The sequence below is a fragment of the Achromobacter sp. ACM05 genome (genome assembly GCF_019218915.1).
GTDB classification, from domain to species: Bacteria; Pseudomonadota; Gammaproteobacteria; order Burkholderiales; family Burkholderiaceae_B; genus Achromobacter; species Achromobacter animicus.
This window is the reverse complement of sequence record NZ_JAHUWQ010000001.1, coordinates 1,964,829-1,980,713: the sequence shown is the minus strand read 5'-3', so window position 1 is coordinate 1,980,713 and position 15,885 is coordinate 1,964,829. Positions and strand designations below refer to the sequence as shown.

General features: G+C 64.6%; 19 protein-coding genes. 8 read left to right on the top strand and 11 right to left on the bottom strand.

Annotation, left to right across the window (positions count from 1 at the left end; translation table 11 throughout):
- Positions 1-3 precede the first annotated feature (3 nt).
- Positions 4-426, top strand: coding sequence for a cytochrome o ubiquinol oxidase subunit IV (gene cyoD, locus KW836_RS08950; RefSeq protein WP_370633014.1), 423 nt, complete (start codon positions 4-6; stop codon positions 424-426).
- A complete protein-coding gene (locus tag KW836_RS08945; RefSeq protein ID WP_218343027.1) occupies positions 426-1,205 on the top strand; it encodes an SURF1 family protein in 780 nt (259 codons plus the stop codon). The genes cyoD and KW836_RS08945 overlap by 1 nt, the downstream gene beginning before the upstream one ends.
- Positions 1,206-1,290: 85 nt before the next feature.
- Here the strand turns inward: KW836_RS08945 and KW836_RS08940 are convergent, their stop codons facing one another.
- The 3 genes from KW836_RS08940 to KW836_RS08930 all read right to left on the bottom strand — a co-directional run bounded on the left by KW836_RS08940 (position 1,291) and on the right by KW836_RS08930 (position 4,641).
- Positions 1,291-2,991: a nicotinate phosphoribosyltransferase gene (locus KW836_RS08940; RefSeq protein WP_218343026.1), complete on the bottom strand. Its 1,701-nt coding sequence runs from the start codon at positions 2,989-2,991 to the stop codon at positions 1,291-1,293.
- Positions 2,992-3,038: 47 nt separating this feature from the next.
- Positions 3,039-3,884, bottom strand: coding sequence for a ribose-phosphate diphosphokinase (gene prs / locus KW836_RS08935; RefSeq protein ID WP_218343025.1), 846 nt, complete (start codon positions 3,882-3,884; stop codon positions 3,039-3,041).
- 103 nt (positions 3,885-3,987) lie between these two features.
- Positions 3,988-4,641 (bottom strand): NUDIX domain-containing protein, encoded by a 654-nt coding sequence (locus KW836_RS08930; protein ID WP_218343024.1) that lies wholly within the window; start codon positions 4,639-4,641, stop codon positions 3,988-3,990.
- Between the two features lie 252 nt (positions 4,642-4,893).
- On the opposite strand from KW836_RS08930, the gene KW836_RS08925 reads away from it, so the two are divergent.
- Positions 4,894-6,000 (top strand): porin, encoded by a 1,107-nt coding sequence (locus KW836_RS08925; RefSeq protein ID WP_175122742.1) that lies wholly within the window; start codon positions 4,894-4,896, stop codon positions 5,998-6,000.
- 54 nt (positions 6,001-6,054) lie between these two features.
- Here KW836_RS08925 and KW836_RS08920 read toward each other — a convergent pair whose 3' ends face one another.
- The gene (locus tag KW836_RS08920; RefSeq protein ID WP_218343023.1) at positions 6,055-6,738 is read right to left on the bottom strand and encodes an ankyrin repeat domain-containing protein; all 684 of its coding nucleotides are present in this window, start codon (positions 6,736-6,738) and stop codon (positions 6,055-6,057) included.
- 190 nt (positions 6,739-6,928) lie between these two features.
- On the opposite strand from KW836_RS08920, the gene KW836_RS08915 reads away from it, so the two are divergent.
- Complete coding sequence (locus KW836_RS08915; RefSeq protein ID WP_218343022.1) at positions 6,929-8,281, top strand: ParB/Srx family N-terminal domain-containing protein; 1,353 nt, start codon at positions 6,929-6,931, stop codon at positions 8,279-8,281.
- 50 nt (positions 8,282-8,331) lie between these two features.
- Here KW836_RS08915 and KW836_RS08910 read toward each other — a convergent pair whose 3' ends face one another.
- Positions 8,332-8,706: a hypothetical protein gene (locus KW836_RS08910; protein WP_218343021.1), complete on the bottom strand. Its 375-nt coding sequence runs from the start codon at positions 8,704-8,706 to the stop codon at positions 8,332-8,334.
- 171 nt (positions 8,707-8,877) lie between these two features.
- Between KW836_RS08910 and gvpU the strand changes: the two genes are divergently transcribed.
- Together gvpU and KW836_RS08900 are read left to right on the top strand one after the other, a co-directional pair.
- On the top strand, positions 8,878-9,324 hold the full coding sequence (gvpU, locus tag KW836_RS08905; protein WP_175137652.1) for a gas vesicle accessory protein GvpU: 447 nt from the start codon (positions 8,878-8,880) through the stop codon (positions 9,322-9,324).
- Between the two features lie 5 nt (positions 9,325-9,329).
- On the top strand, positions 9,330-10,025 hold the full coding sequence (locus KW836_RS08900) for a pentapeptide repeat-containing protein (protein ID WP_175137651.1): 696 nt from the start codon (positions 9,330-9,332) through the stop codon (positions 10,023-10,025).
- A gap of 77 nt (positions 10,026-10,102) precedes the next feature.
- Here KW836_RS08900 and KW836_RS08895 read toward each other — a convergent pair whose 3' ends face one another.
- Together KW836_RS08895 and KW836_RS08890 are read right to left on the bottom strand one after the other, a co-directional pair.
- Entirely contained in the window at positions 10,103-10,663 is a 561-nt protein-coding gene (locus KW836_RS08895) for a DNA-3-methyladenine glycosylase I (RefSeq protein ID WP_255595323.1), read from the bottom strand.
- Positions 10,664-10,833: 170 nt separating this feature from the next.
- On the bottom strand, positions 10,834-11,238 hold the full coding sequence (locus KW836_RS08890) for a lysozyme inhibitor LprI family protein (RefSeq protein ID WP_175122735.1): 405 nt from the start codon (positions 11,236-11,238) through the stop codon (positions 10,834-10,836).
- A 109-nt stretch (positions 11,239-11,347) separates the two neighbouring features.
- On the opposite strand from KW836_RS08890, the gene KW836_RS08885 reads away from it, so the two are divergent.
- Positions 11,348-12,169 carry a metallophosphoesterase gene (locus KW836_RS08885; protein ID WP_218343019.1) on the top strand — a complete coding sequence of 274 codons (822 nt, stop codon included), beginning with the start codon at positions 11,348-11,350 and terminating at the stop codon, positions 12,167-12,169.
- Positions 12,170-12,688: 519 nt separating this feature from the next.
- Here the strand turns inward: KW836_RS08885 and KW836_RS28130 are convergent.
- From KW836_RS28130 to KW836_RS08870, 3 genes are all read right to left on the bottom strand, one after another.
- Positions 12,689-13,000 carry a polymorphic toxin type 44 domain-containing protein gene (locus tag KW836_RS28130; protein WP_218343018.1) on the bottom strand — a complete coding sequence of 104 codons (312 nt, stop codon included), beginning with the start codon at positions 12,998-13,000 and terminating at the stop codon, positions 12,689-12,691.
- Positions 12,970-13,128, bottom strand: coding sequence for a PAAR domain-containing protein (locus KW836_RS08875; RefSeq protein WP_218343305.1), 159 nt, complete (start codon positions 13,126-13,128; stop codon positions 12,970-12,972). The genes KW836_RS28130 and KW836_RS08875 overlap by 31 nt, the downstream gene beginning before the upstream one ends.
- A 287-nt stretch (positions 13,129-13,415) precedes the next feature.
- A complete protein-coding gene (locus KW836_RS08870; protein ID WP_175137646.1) occupies positions 13,416-14,465 on the bottom strand; it encodes an NADP(H)-dependent aldo-keto reductase in 1,050 nt (349 codons plus the stop codon).
- Between the two features lie 156 nt (positions 14,466-14,621).
- On the opposite strand from KW836_RS08870, the gene KW836_RS08865 reads away from it, so the two are divergent.
- Positions 14,622-15,404 carry a hypothetical protein gene (locus KW836_RS08865; RefSeq protein ID WP_175137645.1) on the top strand — a complete coding sequence of 261 codons (783 nt, stop codon included), beginning with the start codon at positions 14,622-14,624 and terminating at the stop codon, positions 15,402-15,404.
- A gap of 26 nt (positions 15,405-15,430) precedes the next feature.
- On the opposite strand, the gene KW836_RS08860 is transcribed toward KW836_RS08865, so the two are convergent.
- Complete coding sequence (locus KW836_RS08860) at positions 15,431-15,880, bottom strand: GNAT family N-acetyltransferase (protein WP_218343017.1); 450 nt, start codon at positions 15,878-15,880, stop codon at positions 15,431-15,433.
- Between the last annotated feature and the right edge of the window lie 5 nt (positions 15,881-15,885).

Sequence of the window (15,885 nt, the reverse complement as noted above, 5' to 3'; positions counted from 1 at the left end):
CACATGGATAACCTGGCCGACACCGGCCACGGCGGCCACGGTGGCCATAGCGGCCACGATCATCACGATGGCCACCATGACGATGACGACGGCGCCGGCCACGGCACCTTCAAAAGCTACATGACCGGCTTCGTGCTGGCCGCCATCCTGACCGCGATTCCGTTCTGGCTGGTCATGGACCTCGTCATCGACAGCTCGCGGGTCACCGGCCTGGTGATCCTGGCCTTTGCCGTCGTTCAGATCGTGGTCCACATCATCTATTTCCTGCACCTGGACACCAAGTCCGAAAGCGGGTGGAACATGTTGGCGTTAATATTCACGCTCGTGCTGGTCGTCATCACGCTCAGCGGATCCATCTGGATCATGTACCACTTGAACTCCAACATGATGCCCATGTCACCGCATGACATGCGCAAGATGCCCTGATGGCAGCAGTCAAAGACATTTCTTCACGCGACACCTCCCGTAATCCGCGCAGCAAGGCAACCCTGGTCATCCTGGGGTTGCTGGCTGTTGCCATCTTCGCCGGGCTTTGCGCGCTGGGCACCTGGCAGGTGCACCGGCTGGCCTGGAAGCGCGCGCTGATCGCGCAGGTGGATCAGCGCGCCCATGCGCCGGCCACGCCCGCCCCCGGCAAGAACGAATGGGCGCAGCTGACGCAGGACAACGCCGAATACCGCCACGTTACCGCATCCGGCACCTACCACTTCGACAAGCAGACGCTGGTGCAGGCCGCCACGGAACTGGGCAGCGGCTATTGGGTCATGACGCCGCTGCAGCTGGCGGACGGCGGCACCGTGCTGGTGAACCGGGGCTTCGTGCTGCCGGCATGGCGCAAGGACGCAGCCAACAGCGCCCAGCCGCCGGCGCCGGGCCAGGTCACGGGCCTGCTGCGAATGGGCGAACCGGCCAGCGGCTTTCTGCGCAACAACGATCCGGCCGCCAACCTCTGGTATTCGCGCGATCTGCCCGGCATCGCGGCGGCGCGCGGACTTGCCGACGTGGCGCCCTACTTCATCGACGCCGACGCCACGTCCAGCCCCGGCAAGGATGCCGCCCGGGAGCCGGTTGGCGGACTTACGATGATCAACTTCCCCAACAACCATCTGACGTACGCCATCACCTGGTATGCGCTGGCGCTGATGGTGATCGTGGGCGTGGTGATCTTCGTGCGCGAGGAAAAGCGCGCACGCCGGCCGGACTGATTCGCCGCCACGTATGAGAAACGGCGCCCGCAAGGGCGCCGTTGTCGTCTGATCTGCCGGCAAAGACTGGCGAATGCCGGCGGGATCAGCAGGCCGGCCAGCGGATGCTGCCCGCTTCAGGGCAGGTCCACGATCCCTGCAGCCGCGCCCGGATCTCGGCCAGGCTTTGTTCCACCAGCAGTTCGCCGTCGCGGAACACAGGCACCAGCGCGCCACCCGCCGCCTGCTCGGGGGTCTGCTGGTCGTGCAGCACGTAGCCGTCCGGCGTCTTGTCCACACGCAGCAAGCCCTTGGCGGACTTCTTCACGCCGGAATCGGTGACCGGGTCCTTCACCAGTTCCTGCGGTTCGCCGTTGACCTCGGCATACGTGGCCTTCAGCGCCCAGCCGAAGGTGTCGCGAGTCAGGTACTGATAGGTGTACGACCCGATGCCGAGCACGACGTTGCCCGACGCAAAGCCCTTGCGTTCCAGGCGCACCAGGATGTCGCGCGCCCGGGTCAGCGTGATGGAGTCGCCGTAGATCAGGCCCACGTGCGGATCCAGCAGCTTGTAGCCGCGATCGGTCTCTACGCCGCCGAACGTGTCCCACAGGCATTGCACCGCGCCCTTCACCTCCGGCGCGCGCAGCGTCTGCTGCGCGCTGGCGTCTTCGCCCAGGAGCCAGTACGTGCCCGTGGCCGCATCCCGCACGGCCTCGAAGCCGGCGGCCTGCGCCGCTTGCAGGGCGGCGCGGTCCTGCACGTCCGGCACGTCGGTGCAGAAATAGCCGGTCAGGATCTTCACGGGGTCGCCGGAGTCCGGACGGAACACCACCTTCGCGTTGCCCAACGCATCCGGCTGGCGGCTCATGATCTCGGACTTGAGCGCCGCGGCGAAGTCCGTCACCACCTGCCAGAAGTCCCAGGTGTCAGACACCACCGACACGATGCCGGCCGGATACACCTGCTTGACCAGGCGGCGGATGGTCTCGATCTCGCCTTCCTTGCTGCCCAGGCACATCACGGAGTGCTCCGTCGCCGGCACCGAGCCGCCGATCAGTTCGCGGTCCGAATCCGCGTTGTAGAGGTCTTCCAGGTAGTCGATGGCCGGGATCGTGTCCGTGCCGGTAAAGGACAGCAGGTGACCCGCGCCGCACTTGCGCGCGTCGTACAGGCCGGCCATGCCGCGCATCGAGAAGTCGTGGCCCTGCCAGTCCACGAACGCCATCGGACTGCCGGTCAATTGCGCAAAGTACGTCAGCAGCTTGCGGTATTCGAAGGCGATGGTGGCGACCGTGGACGGCTTCCAGGACTCGCAGCTGAACAGGGTTTCGATGTAGGTCACCAGCCAGGCGAATTCCGGCTGGGTGTTGATGAAGGTGACCGGCGGCACGCGGATGTCGACGCGCGCGCCTTCAGGCACCGAGCGGATCTCCAGCGGCAGATAACCCAGGTCGTGCAGCGCCTGCAGGTGATCGACCGTGACCGCGCCCTTGCCCAGCGCGTTGTCCACACGGCGCTGGTACTGGCGCACGGCGGTGCTGGCGGGCTTACCGAAGAACTCGCGGTTGAACAGGCCGATCAGGATTTCCTTGATGAATCCTTGCAGGCCGAACCAGACGATTTTCTCGTCGAACAATTCGGGCAACACCGGCGCCAGGCGGGCCGAGCGCGGCGTGAAGTTGGCCAGGATCTTGTTCGTGCCCTTGGGGTACTGGAACGGGTGGCCGGTCTTGTAGAAGTCCGCCTGCAGGAAGGGATTCAGGCCATTCTTGAGCTGGGGGGCCAGGGTGTTGGGGGCATTCATGGCGGGTTCCTTCTTGGTTGATCTGTGTTCTTGGTTGATCTGCATGCTTAGTTGACCAGCACCGCACCGGCGGCGGTCGCGGCCGCCTCTTCGGTACGGGTCCAGTCGTAGGCGGTGAAAATCCCGGCGTATCGCGCCTTCAGTTCGGTCAAGCCCTTGCTGAAGATGCCGTGCGTCACATACAGATAGAGCGGCTGGCGGGTCTTGTCGGCCAGGGCGGCGGCCAGTTCCAGAAACGTGCGTCCGCCGTCGCAGATGTCGTCGACCACCAGTACCGGTTGGGCGGGGATATCGTCGGGCACGCGGGTTTCCGTGATGCGGCCGGTCTGCGGGTCGCGGACCTTTTCCGCGTAGCGCACGTCCGCCACGCCCAGCGTTTTGGCCAGCGACTGCACCCGTTTGCGGGCGCCGGCGTCCGGGGCCATCAGTGTGACGCCCTGGGCAAAGGCCGGGGCGGCCAGCGCTTTCTTCAGGAAGGCGGCGGCGTCGATCACCCGCACCCGCTGCAACAGCGCTGGCGTGACGTCGCTGTGCGGTTCCACGATGGTGACCGTGGCGTACTGCTGGTCATTGATGAGCTTGCAGAACACGGCGGCGCCCAGCGCCTCGCCCGGATTGCAGACGCGGTCCTGGCGCGCATACGGCACATAGGGCATGTCCAGGTGCACGGGCGCGGCCGGGTTCAGGCGGCGCAGCGCGTCGGTCAGCAGCAGCAACTGCATGACGTCGTCGGCCGACTTCAGCAAGGCGTGGATGCGGAATTCGCGGGCGGCGTCGGCCTGTTCACGCAAGCCGGCGGGAATGGTGACCTGCATTTCGCCGCCGGGAAACCGGAACGCGGCTGGCGTATCGGTCTTGCGCTGTCCTTCGATTACCGCAGTGATGGTGAACATGATGGCCCCTTAGTGGCATTTCAAAACTAAGTGAGGCCAGTATATGCCTACTTATTGTTGTTTTGCAACTATCTTTGCGTTGCAAAAGGCTCGTCCCGTCGAATCAGCCGACGCTCCGGTCGAAAAAGGTGAAATCCTTCAACCGGTAAAGACGCGCCGGACGCTGCGCGCCCCCGACCACTTCGTCGGTTGCCTCCAGCGCCCCCCACGCTTCCATCTTCCTGCGGAAGTTCGACTTCTCGAGCCGGGTCTGCAGGATCGCCTCGTAGGTGTGTTGCAGTTGGGTCAGCGTGAAGCGCTCGGGCAGCAGGAAAAACGGCAGCGTGGAGTACGTGGATTTGCTGCGAAGGCGGTCCACGGCGGCAGTGATGATGTCCGCATGGTCGAACGCCAGCGGCGGCAAGGCGTCCACACTGACAAAACGGAATTCCGCGCGGGTGGCGGCTGCCAGTTCGGCGGCGGGCACCAGCGCCACATAGGCGACCGACATCGACCATCCCCGGGGATCCCGATCCTGACCGGAAAACACCTGCAATTGCTCCAGGTAGCGCGGCTCGAAGCCGGTCTTGTCGCGCAATACACGCCGGATGCTGTCTTCGGTGGACGTGTCTTCGTTGGCGTGCACCACGCCACCCGGCAGCGCCATGGCGCCCTGAAGCGGCTCGCGGTCGCGCTGATGCAACGCGACTTCCAGGCCGGATTCGCGCAGGGTAAGAAGGACGGCGTCGACGGTGACGAGCGGTTGGGGAAAGTCCAAGGAGCGGGTTCCGTGATTGAGGTTTTGGGCAAGATGCCACTATGACGCCGCAAGGTCAATTCGCTCGGCTTCGTTCCAGAAAAAGCACCTGAACGCCCCACTAGAAAGTGTTCGAATTTTGGCAAGAATTGACGGTGGATAACGACAATTAACGCATTGTTCTACACTATGCGCCGAGGAACACCGTCGGGTTGATGCTTGGCGTCGTGTTCCTTTTGCTTTTTCTTCAACTGCAACTCAGGAGTTTTCCGGATGAAAAAGACGCTGCTCGCCGCGGCAATGCTGGCCTCTTTCGCAGGCGTTGCCCAGGCAGAACCGTCAGTCACCCTCTACGGTGTCATCGACACCGGCCTCGGCTACAACAAGATCAAAGGCGATGGCTACAGTGGTTCCAAAGTCGGCATGATCAACGGCATCCAGGCCGGCTCCCGCTGGGGCCTGCGCGGATCCGAAGATCTGGGCGACGGCCTGCGCGCCGTCTTCAAGCTGGAAAGCGGCTTTGATTCGGCCAACGGCCAGCGCGGCCAATCCGGCCGCCTGTTCGGCCGCCAAGCCACCATCGGTCTGGCCAACGACGCCTGGGGCTCGCTGGAATTCGGCCGTCAGGCCACGGTCGGCTCGAACTACCTGGCCGACATCGACCCCTTCTACACCAGCTACACCCAATCCAACCTGGGCCTGGGTTTCAGCGCGGCCAACACCATGCGCTGGGACAACATGGTCATGTACCGCACCCCGTCGGTGAACGGCTTTGAATTCGCCGTGGGCTACTCGTTCAGCGTGGACGACACCACCTCGGACCAGACCGGCTTCCAGACCGCCGACAACACGCGCGGCATCACCACCGGCCTGCGCTATGTGCAGGGTCCCTTGAACGTGACGCTGACGTACGACCAGCTGAACGGCGCCAACCGCAGCACCGTCGACAACGGCGCCACGCCGCGCCAATACGCCGTCGGCGCTTCGTACGACCTGGAAGTGGTGAAGCTGGCTGCCGCTTACGGCCGCACCACCGACGGCTGGTTCGTCGGCCAGGATCTGCCGTCGGGCACGCCGTTCAGCGATGAGTTCGGCACCAACCGCTTCGTGGACGGCTTCAAGGCCAATTCCTACATGCTGGGCGCGACGTTCCCGGTGGGCGCCTCGGGCAGCCTGTTCACCTCGTGGCAGCACGTGGCTCCGTCCAACGACAAGCTGACGGGCGGCGACGCCAACATGAATGTGTACAGCGTGGGCTACACCTACGACCTGTCCAAGCGCACCAACCTGTACGCCTACGGTTCGTACGGCACGGACTACGCGTTCATCGACGGTCTGAAGAGCACCGCCGCTGGCGTGGGCATCCGCCACCAGTTCTAAGCGTGTGCCGGGCCGGCCGCCCCGCGGCGCCGGCCCATCCTGCCGCCCGGGTCGCTACCGCGCCCGGGCGCGCTCCAGCATCTGCACGATTTCCGTCTGGCCGCGCTGACGCGCGTGCTGCAATGGCGTAAGCCCATCCTTGTCGGGCAGATTCACGTCCGCTCCCCCCTCTATCAGCAGCGCCACGATGGCCTGATGGCGCGGTCCGCCGTCGCTCAGGATGATGGCCTCGAGCAGCCCCGTCCAGCCTAGCCGGTTGACGTGGTTGGGATCCACGCCCGCCTGCAGCAGCCGCTTCACGACCTCGACGTGGCCGCGCTCGCACGCCGGAATCAGGGCCGTGCCGCCATAGCGGTTGGTGCTTTTCAGGTCGGCGCCATGCGACAGCGTCAGCTCCAATATCTCTCGATAGCCCTGCGCGCCCGCCAGCAGGTATGCGCTGTCCTGCATGCCGTTCTGGGCGTTCACGTTTGCGCCGGCGCCGATCAGCGCCGCCGCGGCCTGTACGTGGTTGCCTTGCGTGGCGCGCAGCAGCGGCGTATTGCCCTGCCCGTCCCGCGCCTCGATCGGCGCGCCCTCTGCCAGCAATTGGCGCACGCGCGCCGCATCGCCCTTGCCGGACGCCTCCAGCAGTTGGGGGCCGCGCGCGTTCGCGGCGCGGTCTTCCGCGGCGGCGCCAAAACCGATCGCGCTCAGCGTCAGTACGACGCAGACGCGCCAGAATGTGATGTAAGCCATTGCCGGCAGCCTCCTTGGTATGTGTCTGCTTGACGCCCGGTCCGGTGCCGGACGCGCTGCCATTATCTCCTTGCCCCCGGCCGCGCGCGCGGCCTATGCTCGGTCAGGTTCTCGGTGACGTGCAATGCGCAGGAAACACGCGTCCGGCATGATCGGCCTCCCTTACTGATCGCAGCCCCCAAGAACTGCCATGCCCTCCCGTACCGAATCCGCGCTTTCTCCCCTTTTCCGTCCGTCGCGCCTGATGCGCGCCCTGGCCCTGGCTTTGTTGCCGCTGGCCCTGGCTGCCTGCAATGGCGGCGGCGATGATGACGATGACGGCGTCCAGCCGCCCGTCGCTGAAACCCCGGCGCCGCAGCCCACGCCGCAACCGCAACCGGAACCGGAACCCGAACCCCAATCGCCTCCGCGCAACACGGCCTATCTGCAGAAGAAGGCGGGCGACGTCATCCAGGTCCGCATCGAGGAACTGCATCCGACCCAGGCCGCGATCGGCTACGACCAGATCTATTACAAGCTCGGCCGCTGGCAAGGCGACTTCGACCGCGCCACCTGGGCGGCCGACCCAGTTCTGCAACTGGATTACCTGAACCGCACCGTCGGCAAGAAGTTCGACGACTATTGCGAGGACGTGGGCGGCGCCGAGCGCGCGCAGAAGTTCCAGAGCATCGCCGAGGCGCGCGCCGCGCGCCTGGACAAGCCCGAAACGTTCACCTGCCTGGACGCGCCGGGCACGAATACGGCCAACCTGAAGACGGTGATCGTGGGCTGGGACGGCAACCTGTACCTGACCGACGGCCACCACACGTTCTCGTCCCTGCGCGAGATCTCTGATGGCGGCCCGAAGCTCCCCGTGTGGGTGAAGGTCGACGCCAACTACAGCGACCTCCCGACCGCGGCGGCCTTCTGGCAGCGTCTGGTCGACGAGCGCCGGGCATGGTTGCGTGACGGCCAGAACCAGCCGATCACCGTCGACCAGCTGCCCACGCGCGTCGGCCTCGCCAATGCGCAGGAGCCCGGCGGCATGCAGGAAGACCGCTACCGCTCCCTGGTGTATTTCACGCGCGACATCGCCTACAGCAACGGAAACCTGCCTGAATTCGCGGAATTCCTGTGGGGCGACTGGCTGCGCCGCCAGGCGGCGGCCGGGCAGCTGCAGGGCCTGGACCAATACAAGATGCAGGCGCCGGCAACGCCTGCGGAAATCCTGGCGGTCAGCACGTTGAACAAGGACATCCTGCCCACCGGGGCCAATGACAGCTACGCCGCCGCCGTGCGCGATGCGTCGGTGAAGATGAGCGCGTTGGCTGACACGGCTATCGTGTTCGAAGACCGCGACGCCGCCAGCCTTGGCCGCATCGTCCTGGAAGCCAATGCCGCCAGCGGCTCGGCCACCAAGACGGCGCGCGACACGCTGGAAGAACTGCCGCGCAACGACGTCAAGACGTCCGACGGCACGCCGCGCGGCGCGGGCAAGCTGTGGTTCGCGGTGAACTACCGCACCTGCGGCAAGCCTGCGGCCGGCACCTGCTGGGGCTGGTAAGGAAAAAAGGCCCGCGCAAGCGGGCCTTTTCACATCGGGCGGTCAACGCGTCAGAGCACTTCCTGCGTGTTCTCGGCCTTCGCCAATTGCTGCATCGCCAGGGCGACCTTCTTGGCGACTTCCAGGCGTTCGGCGGCCGACATGGCGTCGTATTCTTCCTTGGAAATGCCCAGGCTCGCCAGCGCCGCGTAGAACATCTTGTCCTCGAGCGACATGCCGGCGTAGCCCAGGAATTCCTTTTCGGCCTGCGACGGCGCGGCCTGCGAGGCGCCGGACACGCCTTGGCCCATGGCAGAACGATTGCGCTCGGTGGCATCGGCAAACGCCGCGCGGAAGCTTTCGCCGGCGTTGGCGTTGGCATTTTTGGCGGCCGGCGCGGACTGGCCGGCGGCGGCATTCATACCCAGGAAATTCACGCTGCTCATGGATGCTCCAGAGGGATTGGCGGTCAGGGTGCCAACATACTCCCCGACCGCGCAGCCGGAAAACTGGGTCAGCCGCCCGAACCGCCCGTTTCTCTGCGGATTGCGGTCCGACCATTTTTAGCGCCCTTCGAGTATCTTGTGCCTCTCGCAAATCTTCCAGAGACCCTTCTCATGAGCATCGACACCCCTTCGAGCCAGCCCGCTGCCGCCACGCCCGCCGCAGACGCCTTCCTGCAGTTCCTGGTCAACCTCGTCAACAACGGCAGCCAGATCGAAAGCATTGGCGTGACGTTGCAGATGGGCGGCATGCTGGTCTCCGGCTCGATCGTCTCGGGCGCCGAGTACTTCGACACCTTCGCGGCCAGCTTCTCGGGCTCGCTGGAATCGCTGGACCCCGACACGCGCCAGACCGTACACGCCTCGCTGGCCGAACTGGGCGACGTGTTCCGCCTGCCCCAGCCCGTCGATCCGCTGCCCAACTACATTCACCTGGCGGACGCCCTGTTCTTCACCGCCGACGGCACGCCCATCGCCGGCCAGCCGACGCTGTGGCGCGGCCGCACGAGCGCCGTCGACGGGTTCATCCTGGGCCGTCTGCAGTCCGACGCCCTGGCCTGATCCGCATGACGCAACCCGTTACTGCGCCGATCGAGGGCCAGGACATCGATCGCAAGGCCATGCAGGCCCTCATCGAGACGGCGGCAGGCAAGGCGCTGTCGTTCGTGGACTGCGACTTTCAGGAGGCAGACTTTTCGCGCCTGGAACTGCGCGGCTTCCAGTTCAGCGGCTGCGCGATTGCGGGCGCCTCGTTCCAGGGCGCGGATCTGACTGACAGCCAATGGCTACGCTGCCGCGGCGGGTCGGCCAACTTTGCGTCGGCGGACGCCAGCGAGGCCCACTTCCAGAACTGCGACCTGAACAACGCCAATTGGCGCCGCGCGCGGCTGGCCAGCGCCAAGTTCCGGTCGTGCAAGCTGACCGGATCGGATTTCGATGGCATTGCGTGCCTGGGCTGGTCGCTCGAGGAATGCCTGCTGGTCGGCGCGCTGCTGCGCGGCGTGTCGTTTCGCAAGTGCAATCTGCTGCAGCTGGATTTCTCGGACGCGGACCTGTCGGGAAGCGACTTCCGCGAGACGGTGTTTCACGGCGGCAGCCTGCGCAATGCCACGTTGAAAAACGTCCACTTCGAAGGCGCGGACCTGCGGGAAGCGGACCTTGGCGGGTTGGACCTGACCGCGGCCGCCCGGCTGGCCGGCGCGACGATCTCCAAGACACAGGCGGCGGCGCTGCTGGCCGAGTTGCGCATCAGCGTGGTTTGACACGGTTCTGACGCAGCCCGTCTTTGCGGACTTGCAGGCCGGCGATGCGGCCAGCGCCTGCATTGCCGCGCATTGGGTCAGCCCGGACGCCGGAAGTACGCGCGCGCCGCCTCGATCTGCCCATGGCAGACGCAACCGCTCATGTGCTCGTTCACCATGCCCACGGCCTGCATGAAGGCATGCATGGTCGTCGGGCCCACGAACGTCCAGCCGCGCCGCTTCAGCGCGCGAGAGAGTTCTTTCGACGCCTTGGATGTGGGATTGCTGTCCCAATAATGCCGATCCACCGCCGCCGGTCGGTCCTGCGGCGGCGGTTCATGCGACCAGAGCCAGCCGGCCAGCGACCCGGTCTCGTCGGCCAGATCGCGCGCGCGCTGCGCGTTATTGATGGCCGACACGATCTTGGCACGGTTGCGCACAATGTCGGCGTTGCCCATCAGGCGCTCCACGTCGCGCTCGGTATAACGTGCCACCCGCTCCATGTCGAAATCGTCAAAGGCCTCGCGAAACGCCTCGCGCTTGCGCAGGATCGTGATCCACGCCATGCCGGCCTGAAAACCTTCCAGACAGATCTTCTCGAACAGGCGCCGGTCGTCCACGACGGGCCGGCCCCATTCATGATCGTGATAGTCCGGCATGGACGGCTGCCAGAAGCAACGCGGCTTGCCATGCTCGTCAATGATCAGGCCGGTGTCGGGGATGCCGGCGGCCGGGTCGGCGATGTCCGGGTTGCTGGTGTTCGGACTGCTGACGTCCGGAGTGCCGACTTCCGGGCTGGCCTGATGTCCGGCATTCTGCGCGGCAGCAATCATGGCTTGCGCGGCACCGGGCAGCTCGTGTCGCCTTCCTCGCACGCCAGATACGCGCGCAATTCCTTGGTCCGGACCTTCGTGAGCTTATCCAGGCACATGCTCAACACCATCGGATAGGCGCTGCCGCCCGTCACGCCTGTCGACGAAAACGCGCATTCGGCATCGCGAAAGAACAGCCACGCTTTCTGCGCCGCCTGCAGTTGCGTCAAGGCGTCCTTGCTGTCCTTCAGGCGCTCCGTCGCTTCTTTGTACGCAGCGTTCAACTCGGCGTCGGACTGGCGATACGCCTGATCCGCGCACAGGTTCATGTCGGTCTGAGTGGACGCCTGGTCACACTTGAGCACTTGGGCCTGCGCCCCCGCTGCAAGCAGGAGCGCGGCGGCGGCAAACACGATACGCATGGGAATTCCTCCTTTTTGGGTGGGATTGGGGTGGTCAACGCATGGGGGAAAGTGTCGCATGGATGCCGGCGAGGCGCAGCGCGGCTGTCCGTCGCCTAAGATAGCCCCCATGAAGATCCAACTGCTTTCCGACTTGCATCTTGAAACCGATCCCACCTTTGTGGCACAACCGTTGCCGGGCGCCGACCTGCTCGTGCTGGCGGGCGACATCGGTTCGTACCGCCAGGGCTCACGGCTGGAACGGGACGACTTCGGCCTGGGCGACTATTCGCCGCGCCACGGCTGGCCGACGCCTGTCCTGTACGTGCCGGGCAACCACGAATACGACAACGTGGATTTCGACGAGGCGCACGCGCGCCTGCAAGACCTGTGCCGCGCGCTCGACATCCAGTGGCTGGAACGCGAAACCACCGTCATCGGCGGCGTGCGCTTCGTCGGCACGACCCTGTGGACGGACTTCGACGCGCTGGCCTCACCGGACGACACGCTGGGGGAAGCGCTGAAAAAGCGCGCCAAGGCTTTTCGAGCGGCGGACTTTTATCTGGAAAAGGCCGAGATGCGCCGCCATGGCGCGCCCTTCATGGCTGAACAGATGCGCGAGCAGGGGCTGGCCTGTCAACAATGGCTGGACGCCGCCCTGCGCGTGCCCTTCGACGGCACGACGGTGGCGGTCACCCACTTTGCGCCTACGTTGGCTAGCGCCGATCCGCGCTATGGCGTCACGCCCGGCACGGCGGGATTTTGCAACGCGCTGGATGGATTGCTGCCGCTGGCCGACGTGTGGATTCACGGGCATCTGCATTGCGCGCAGGATTACGTGAAGGACGGCTGCCGGGTGATTGCGAATCCGCGGGGGTATGCGAAGAAGGGGGAACAGGCGGATTTTGCGCCGGAGAAGTTGTGGGAGGTTCCGGTGCGTCGGCAGACATGAATGCGGGACCTGCCGTGATGGCGGTGGACGGATCCCTGGATTGCGGGATCGAAATCGATTCCGTCGCGCTCCGATTTGGCGAACAGCAGTCGGCCTCCTACCGCCCGTGATCGGCAACCCCGCATGGCTCACTTGGCGACGTGAAGCGCGAGAAATACTGATGCCTTGTGTGCGAGCTAAACCGCGCTTGTGCACTGATGCACACATCCACCCGACTGAACTTGCCCGTAATCTCTACGCTTCGGCGATTGACGAATGGCGTGCTGACCTCAATCCACGACGCCGGCGACGCAAACATCGTGGTCGAAAATCTGACTGACTCCCCGGGATGAATGATTTCCCTTGTGAGGCGATGATTATCGTTGAAGTAAACCACCACGGGCGCTGCAGCGTCTTGCGCATAGTGGAGTACCACCGTAGGCGTCAGCGAACCCCAAATTACCAGACTTCCACACAACCCTCCTAGCAAAGCCAGCAGAATGCAAATTGACCTTCCGAGAATCCGCATATTTGCCCTGGCTAGCGTTCGCAGACGTGCAATTCTTTCGAACTTCCCCTGCTGTTTCCCCAAGGCAACGGTACAGCTTCGACTGTTCCAAGCAGGATGTCCGGGGTCAGTGCATGAGGTCTGACGTTTGCGTACAGGTCACACCCCAACTGAATTGAAATATGGTCCGGCCTATCGTCTGCGCTAGCAGGCCATCCGCCGTTTTCCGGATGATTCTGCATGGTCGGCATTCGCCGTTTTTCCAAGGCGCCCAAAGTGTCATGCAATGCCTGAGCGATCCCTGCTCCGTTGATCAGTTCATCTGGGGTGAATCCGACCGCCACACCGACATAGCCTTGTGACCAAGCCCTGCTGCCGCCCTGCCGTCGATGTCGTAGGACGAAAACCCCTCCAACACCCTTCCGCCATGGGTCGTCTTGTCACCAACACGAATGATCGGGCGCGCTGTCATCATTGCTCCAGGCAATTACTGATGCGCGAAAGTCTGAGCGTCGCAGAAGCCGACTTGAATCAGATAAACGCGAAAATTGCCTGATTCACTTTTCTCCCGTGATGCCACGCACGATTTGAATCCCCCCTGCTTCAAACATGCGTGCCAACGACGGCATTACAGAACTACCCCTCGGAAATGAAAAAAGCCCACCGCTTTCGCAAGTGAGCTTTTCGGTTGTTGACCTCGAAGGAGATCAACCGCCTTCCATCGGGGCATGAACGGTTTCCCGTCCCGCCCCGCGCGCCTCAAGGCGCCGGATTCGGATGACGCACGTGGATCTGGTTGATCGCGTCCAGCACCTCAGCCGACAACGTCACATCAACACTGTCGATGTTTTCCTTCAACTGCTCCAGCGACGTTGCGCCGATCAGATTGCTGGTGACGAACGGGCGTTGATTCACCCAAGCCAGCGCCAGATGCGTCGGAGAGATGCCATGCTTGCGCGCCAGTTCCACATATTCGCGCGTGGCGGCTTCGGCCTGGGGGTTGCTGTAGCGGGTGAAGCGCGTGTACACCGTCAGGCGGGCGCCGGCCGGCTTGGCGCCGTCCAGGTACTTGCCGCACAGCATGCCCATCGCCAGCGGCGAATACGCCAGCAGGCCTACGCCTTCGTGGTGCGTGAATTCCGACAGGCCGATCTCGTACACGCGGTTCAGCAGGCTGTACGCGTTCTGGATCGACGCGATGCGCGGCAGGTCGGCATTCTGGGCGTGGCGCAGGAACTGGCTGACGCCCCACGGGGTTTCGTTCGACACGCCCACGTGGCGCACCTTGCCGGCGCGCACGAAGTCCTGCAGCACCGACAGGGTCTCTTCGATCGGCACGGTGTGCTCGTCTTCGACCCACGGGTAGTTGAGCTGGCCGAACGTCGCGGTGGTGCGGTCGGGCCAATGCAGTTGATACAGGTCCAGATAATCCGTCTGCAGGCGCTTCAGGCTGGCGTCCAGGGCCGCGGTCAGATTCTTGCGGTCCAGGAAGGTCTTGCCGTCGCGGATGTGGCCGGGGCGCTTGGCATCGCGCACGGGGCCGGCCACCTTGCTGGCCAGCACGATGTCCTGGCGGCGGCCGGTCTTGGCCAGCCACGTGCCGATGTAGGTTTCGGTCAGCCCCTGGGTTTCGGGCTTGGGCGGCACGGGATACATCTCGGCCACGTCGACCAGGTTGACGCCGCGCTCCAGCGCGTAGTCCAGTTGCTGATGCGCGTCGGCTTCGGTGTTCTGCTCGCCCCAGGTCATGGTGCCCAGCCCGATCAGGCTGACATCCAGGTCGGTACGGCCGAGTTTGCGGTATTTCAAGTTCTGCTCCGTGCGGGTCTTGGGGTTAAGAAGCGACACCTTACTCCAAGATGTTGGCGTTTCGCTGACAGGATGGCCCGGCGTTCGGCCAGGCTTGCCGCCGCCGCGCAATCGGCATACGCTGATCCGCAAATCCGATCCGGGGGGGAAAACGGCATGCTGCGGGAAGTCGACGAGGTCATCCTCTTTTTCGTCGTGCTCATCATTTTCCTGGGCGTCATCGAGGTCGGCTATCGCCTTGGCCGCCGGCTGCGCAAGCCGGCCGACGAGGCCGCCAAGACGCACATCACCGCACTGCAGACCGCCCTGCTCGGCCTCCTGGCCCTGCTGCTGGGGTTTACGTTCGCCATGTCGGTCACGCGGTTCGAGACGCGCAAGAACCTGGTGCTGGAAGAGGCCAACGCCATCGGCAACGCCTACTGGCGGTCGCAGCTCATTCCCACTGAGCACCGGCCGGTGGTGGCAAAGATGCTGCACGAATACACGTCGGCATCGCTGGATTACCACCTGGCCGACCAGGATTCGCCGCGTTTTGCCGCCGCCAACGCCACGGCACGCCGCATCGAACGCCAGATCCGGGCGGCGGTGGCGGCGCGGGCCGAGAATCCGCCGTCGATCTCCACGATCATGTTCATACAGGCCATCAACGAGATGGCGCAGATCAACGAGAAGCGGCGCGTCGCGCTGGAAAATCACGTGCCCGAGCCGGTGTACTACCTGCTGTTCATCGTGGCGGGCGGCTCGATGGGCTATATCGCGTACGGCACGGGCCTGTATGGACGGCGGCGGCCGATTTCCACCGGGATGTTTGCTGCGCTGATTGCCCTGGTGCTGACCTTCATCCTGGATATCGATCAGCCGGGCAGCGGCTTGATCCAGGTGGGCCAGGAAAGCATGGAGCGCATGCAGGCTACGCTTGCGCAGGAAATGCAGCAGTAGGACCGCGGGCGCTCACGAAACGCGTTTTACGGATACAGCTCCAGCACCTCGTCGCCCCGGTCGTCGAACGTGCCCGTCGATGTCCAGCCCAGGTGCCGGTAAAAGCCATACGAACGCACGGCGGGGTCGCTGGCGCATCCCAGGATCAGCCGCTGAAAGCCCAGCGCCTTCAGATCGCGCACGACCAGATTCAACAGCGTCTTGCCCGCGCCATGCCCCTCGAAGTCGGGCAGCAGCGCCAGGACGACGATCTCTCCGGCTTCGGTGTCTCCGAAACAGTACCCGGCGACCTTGCCGTCGACCGTGGCCACGTAGCCGGGCAGCGAGCCGTCCTGGACCGCCGCGGTCCATGATTCGAGCGTGACGCCGACCGCGGCGAGGTCCGCTGCGGAAAACGCGTTCTCGCGGGTCTTGCCCCGGATGTCGATGCAGGCCGCGACGTCTTCGCCGCGCGCGGGGCGGTAGGTGAATTCCATGTTTC